The 5,037-nt window shown below is 44.8% G+C and carries 6 protein-coding genes, 1 tRNA gene and 3 pseudogenes; 3 read left to right on the plus strand and 7 right to left on the minus strand.

Annotated elements, in window-relative coordinates; genetic code table 11:
• Positions 1-24 precede the first annotated feature (24 nt).
• Together ybcJ and folD are read right to left on the minus strand one after the other, a co-directional pair.
• A complete protein-coding gene (gene ybcJ / locus B3Z23_RS13895; RefSeq protein WP_038018807.1) occupies positions 25-237 on the minus strand; it encodes a ribosome-associated protein YbcJ in 213 nt (70 codons plus the stop codon).
• Complete coding sequence (gene folD, locus B3Z23_RS13900) at positions 237-1,103, minus strand: bifunctional methylenetetrahydrofolate dehydrogenase/methenyltetrahydrofolate cyclohydrolase FolD (RefSeq protein ID WP_038019462.1); 867 nt, start codon at positions 1,101-1,103, stop codon at positions 237-239. The genes ybcJ and folD overlap by 1 nt, the downstream gene beginning before the upstream one ends.
• A gap of 179 nt (positions 1,104-1,282) precedes the next feature.
• On the opposite strand from folD, the gene B3Z23_RS13905 reads away from it, so the two are divergent.
• Positions 1,283-1,359, plus strand: a tRNA-Arg gene (locus B3Z23_RS13905).
• A gap of 162 nt (positions 1,360-1,521) precedes the next feature.
• Positions 1,522-1,869: pseudogene (locus B3Z23_RS13910) on the plus strand (tyrosine-type recombinase/integrase); the annotation flags it as partial.
• 2 nt (positions 1,870-1,871) lie between these two features.
• Here the strand turns inward: B3Z23_RS13910 and B3Z23_RS13915 are convergent.
• The 3 genes and pseudogenes from B3Z23_RS13915 to B3Z23_RS13925 all read right to left on the minus strand — a co-directional run.
• A pseudogene (locus tag B3Z23_RS13915) lies at positions 1,872-1,985 on the minus strand (IS3 family transposase); the annotation flags it as partial.
• 47 nt (positions 1,986-2,032) lie between these two features.
• On the minus strand, positions 2,033-2,479 hold the full coding sequence (locus tag B3Z23_RS13920) for a DUF943 family protein (protein WP_294911112.1): 447 nt from the start codon (positions 2,477-2,479) through the stop codon (positions 2,033-2,035).
• Entirely contained in the window at positions 2,472-3,275 is an 804-nt protein-coding gene (locus B3Z23_RS13925) for a DUF3289 family protein (RefSeq protein ID WP_294911115.1), read from the minus strand. Before B3Z23_RS13925 ends, B3Z23_RS13920 begins: the two co-directional genes overlap by 8 nt.
• Positions 3,276-3,373: 98 nt before the next feature.
• Between B3Z23_RS13925 and B3Z23_RS13930 the strand changes: the two are divergent.
• Positions 3,374-4,084, plus strand: a pseudogene (locus B3Z23_RS13930) (tyrosine-type recombinase/integrase); the annotation flags it as partial.
• On the opposite strand, the gene B3Z23_RS13935 reads toward B3Z23_RS13930, so the two are convergent.
• A complete protein-coding gene (locus B3Z23_RS13935; RefSeq protein ID WP_294911117.1) occupies positions 4,083-4,421 on the minus strand; it encodes a DUF1493 family protein in 339 nt (112 codons plus the stop codon). The pseudogene B3Z23_RS13930 and the gene B3Z23_RS13935 sit on opposite strands and share 2 nt — an antisense overlap.
• Positions 4,415-4,879, minus strand: a complete 465-nt coding sequence (locus tag B3Z23_RS13940) for an STM2901 family protein (RefSeq protein WP_294911119.1) — start codon at positions 4,877-4,879, stop codon at positions 4,415-4,417. Before B3Z23_RS13940 ends, B3Z23_RS13935 begins: the two co-directional genes overlap by 7 nt.
• Positions 4,880-5,037: the final 158 nt, after the last annotated feature.

Below are 5,037 nucleotides of genomic sequence, written 5' to 3' on the forward strand. Positions count from 1 at the left end.
TCTATGAAGGCGGATTTTTACTGGTTACGCGATAACCGAAATCGACTGACCGGCAAAACTCACGGTCTGACCGCTGACAATCTTGCAGCGTTTACGGGTTTCAACCTGGCCGTTAACCGTGACCAGGCCGTCAGCGATAAAGGCTTTTGCCTGAGCACCGCTTTCGGCCCAGCCTTCCAGTTTCAGCAGATCGCACAGTTCAACGTGTGGGAATTTACCCAGTGAAAAAGTCGCCATTATGCATTTTCTCCGTCGTGGTACTCTTCACATGCCTGCAAAGTATTCTGAATTAAGGTCGCTACGGTCATCGGGCCTACGCCGCCCGGCACCGGGGTAATCCATGAGGCGCGTTGTGCCGCAGCTTCAAATTCGACATCACCCACCACACGGCCATCGGCCAGCCGGTTAATCCCGACATCAATCACCACCGCACCCGGTTTAATCCACTCGCCAGGAATAAAGTTGGCTTTACCTACAGCAACCACCAGCAGGTCGGCGTTTTCTACATGCTGACGCAGATTACGGGTGAAACGATGGGTCACAGTGGTGGTACAGCCGGCCAGCAGCAATTCCAGGCTCATTGGACGACCCACAATGTTAGACGCTCCGATAACCACAGCATTGGCGCCAAAGGTTTCGATATTATAGCGTTCCAGCAGGGTCATAATACCGCGCGGGGTGCAGGGGCGCAGCAGCGGGGCACGCTGGCACAGACGTCCCACATTATATGGGTGGAAGCCATCGACATCTTTATCGGCAGCAATCCGTTCCAGCACTTTGATGTTATCGATTCCTTCCGGCAGAGGTAACTGCACCAGAATGCCGTCGATGTCATTATCGCTATTTAACTTATCGATCAGTGCCAGTAATTCCTGTTCGCTGGTGGTGGCCGGTAAATCATAGGAACGCGACACAAAGCCCACCTCTTCACAGGCTTTACGTTTACTGCCGACATAAATTTGTGATGCCGGGTTTTCTCCGACCAGTACTACCGCCAGACCAGGGGCGCGTTTACCCGCTGCAAGACGCTGTTTAACTTTTTCCGCAACTTCCAGACGAACCTGCTGCGCAATCGTTTTACCATCAATAATCTGTGCTGACATCAGAGAAAAAATCCACGGAGTTAGAATCATAAGGTGAAGGCACCTATTTTGTCAGAAGCGGCGCACGCTGTCAGGCAAAGAATCACTGCCAGTTGCCTAAACCTTCAGCAACAGAACGGAAAGTCGCGTAAAAACATTGACTCAGTGACCGGTGACCGTATAATTCGTCGGAAATCAGGGCGCCCTTAGCTCAGTTGGATAGAGCACCGGCCTTCTAAGCCGTAGGTCATAGGTTCGAATCCTATAGGGCGCACCATTTTCCCTTCTACTACCGTCCTGTAAAGTCTACTCACACCAGTAAAATCAAGCACCATAACCAATTCCTTGTCTGCCAACGTCCGGCTAAACCCATTGTAATCCGCGAATATGTTGGGTTCATTAGGGTATTGGCTGGTTCAATCGAAGACATGCCCCCAAAATAAAACTTAACGCCCGCCAGGCAGAGACTGCTAAGCCTAAAGAAAAGCCGTATAAGTTATCTGATGGTGGTGGCCTGTATCTGCTGGCGAATCCCAACGGTTCGCATTACTGGCGTTTAAAGTATCGTGTTGGCGGTAAAGAAAAGTTGCTGTCCGTGGGGTTATATCCTGACGTCACGTTATCTGAGGCCCGCAGCAAACGAGAAAATGAAAAAAGGGTTCTGTCTGCTGGTGGAGACCCGGGGCAAGAAAAGCAGGCAGAGAAACAGGCGAGGGTACTGGCGGTACAAAACAGCTTTGAGTCGGTAGCTATTGAATGGCACGAACACAAAAAGCCGAACTGGTCACCAAATGTCCGGAAACGTCTGCCACTGACCAGAGCATCGAGAATAAAATCAACCAACCATCTCTGGTTTATTGCCTCTGGTGTCGCCAGCCGCGCCGGATTACTTACCGGCAAACGATGCCAGATCATTTAAATAGTGATGCACCCTGGTTGAAATATCTTTTTTATTTTAGTGTTACTGTGCCATCAGAACTCTGGATATATGTTTTTCCACCTATATTTATAAATATTTCCCCATTGACGCTTCCTCTTACAACTAACGCTATACTGTTATAAGCACATTTCTTATGCTCGCCATTCGTATCATCAAAGCAGGTATAGTCATCAATTGAACCATCTCTGGTTCCGGTGGGTAATTTTTTATACCCACCGAAATTCATGACGATAATTGTGAAGTTATCAGGGGTATTGATAATATGATATTTATTCTGAAGTAAGTCTTTGTTTTCCATCCACCAATTGAGTTTGCCTTCTGTAGTCATCGGTAAATGTTCTACAAAAACCGCACCATTATCAACTCTGACTATTTTTGCCGGTCTTACACCAATCCATATGCAGTATGCTGTTATTAAAAGAACTAAAGTTGCTCCAATCCTTTTGTACTTAAACATTGTTTTCTCCTGTCAATGTTATAGTAGCTTCAAAATTTGTGAAAAATGGCTTTTGAGCAAAATGCTTTGCCCTTTGTAGAACAAACCATATTCTAAAGAGAGCAATAGAGTTAAACTTCACTTTTAAGATATCTTCTTTATCTAAGCCAAAATGGTCTTGTGCTCTGTATTTGATAGTCGCAGTATATTTATTGCCCTGGAAGGTCAGGCTTTCTATAGAGATTTCTGTGCTGTTTATGTCATGGACAGTAATGCCCATTCCATTGACGAAATCTTTCCATCTTGTATATTTAGGTAAGCGGCTTTTAGATAACACATTTGAAAAATGTTCTTTAGTCAATTGTGACTTATTAAAATCAAATTGCTCGATAGTGTTTTTAATTATTGATAATGTACTATCGCCAGAGTTATCACTCAAAATGAGATTTCTGTAGGCATTGTTCATAAAAGGATGTTGAAAATCATGTCCATTACTACGTTGCATGTGATTGAAAAGATTTATGATCAGGCCTTGGTAGGGTCCTCGAAAAGAAAATGCATAGGACTGAGAACGTAGCTCATCATATAACATCGCAATGGCTTTTTCTCTGCTAACTGGCGGTATATTGTTAGTAGCAGGATGCTGATAGTAGGGACCAAAAGTATCCCAGTCGATGAAAGTTGATACTTGCCCGAGATGATAATGCTTTTTCAGTGTATCAACATCCATGTCGCCACTTTGCATGTCATCGGCATTTCTGTCATTGAATCTTTTTTTTGTGGTGAAGATGATAAGTTTTTTGTCGATTCCTTTCATTTAAAATCAATCTCCTTCAGATAAATGATTAAATATTATACACCTCCACTTGTCAGACAGGTTAGAAATTTTCTTGATATTTCTATTTTAATGTCTGCCAGGCAGAGACCGCCAAGCCCAAAGAAAAGCCGTATAAGCTGTCTGATGGTGGTGGCCTGTATCTGCTGGTGAATCCCAACGGTTCACGTTACTGGCGTTTAAAGTATCGTGTAGGCGGTAAAGAAAAGTTGCTGTCCGTGGGGGTATATCCTGACGTCACGTTATCTGAGCCCCGCAGCAAACAAGAAAATGCCAAAAGGGTTCTGGTTGCTGGTGGTGATCCGGGGCAGGAAAAGCAGGCAGAGAAACAGGCGAGGGTGCTGGCGGTACAAAACAGCTTTGAGTCGGTGGCTATCGAATGGCACGAACACAAAATGCCGAACTGGTCACAGGGCTATGCTGATGACATTCTGGAGTACCTGACAAAGGATATATTACCCTTCATTGGTCTACGCGCCATTAATGAGATCAAACCCGCTGAGATGCTGGCAGTATTGCGGAAGATGGAACAGCGTGGTGTTCTGGATAAGCTGAAAAAGACCCGCCAGGCTTGCCGCCAGAGATCTACTCACGCAGTGATCACCGGCGGGGCAGAGAATAACCCGGTGACAGATTTAGCCGGCGCACTGAAAGCACTGAAGCAAAAGCACTTCCCGCATCTGAGCGTCGAGCAGATACCCGACTTTATGAAAGCCCTGAATGATTATCCGGGCAGTATGATTACCCGGATTGCCACAAAGCTATTGATGATCACCGGCCTGAGAGAGATTAATCATATAACCAGCGTCCAGCTCTGGCAGATTCAGCAAACATTCTCAGCGTGAATGGAGGGCGCTCAGAGATTATTTTTTTCATAATTTCGCGGCCTTTAGTTAATCGCTTCAGTAATGGTATTTTTATTATCGGACAGTAACGGTTCATATTGATTGCAGAAACATCAATAGCAAATTTCTGACCAAAATCTTCAATCACATAAGGAAGTTCATCGGGAGCACAATAGTCCTGTAGATGCGTGTCTAATTCCAGAGGGATTGGATGCCACTTCCAGTTAAGCGGAGTTGATAGCTCGCTACGAAAGAATTCAAGAACCTCTTCGTCCGTTACCATACCTTATCATTACCCCGGGCTATTTTATTGTAATCACGAACGGTTTTATATGAAATTTGTGACACATCAGAAGCTAAAATTACCCAGCCAACGACAGGAATAGTTCGGCCAACAAATGTACCTACTTTGGCTGTAATTCGGGGTTTAATTGTCCAGGGAGTGTAACCACCGATGAAGGTTGGTAATCTGATACCGTACGGAAATTTGGCGTTGCCAAAGACTCTGCGTGATGCTTTTGATAGGTGCGAGGTTCCGTCAATTGCATTGCGAGGCTTGGTTCTCATTGGCTGATCATTTCTTCCAGCCAGTAAAGCTACAATAGCGTAAAAATTGGCTACCGCTAACCCAAGCTGCTCTATAAATTTTTCACAAAAAATCATGAAAAATAGTTCGCTTGCTTTGAGGTTAGATCTACCCGCATAAAAATAAGTTCCATTTAACTCTTCAACCGTATCCATATGGTTTCCTTGTACAGTAAGTAACCGTCATCAATTAACTTACAGAATGAGGATATCAAATTCAACTGAAGTATGCTTCGCCAAATCAATTCACCTGATTGTGATTTCCATATCGCCATCCTGTGACCGCATTCGGGGGTAATCCCCCCATTTTTAAC

Source organism: Tatumella sp. UBA2305 (assembly GCF_002345795.1).
GTDB lineage: Bacteria > Pseudomonadota > Gammaproteobacteria > Enterobacterales > Enterobacteriaceae > Tatumella > Tatumella morbirosei.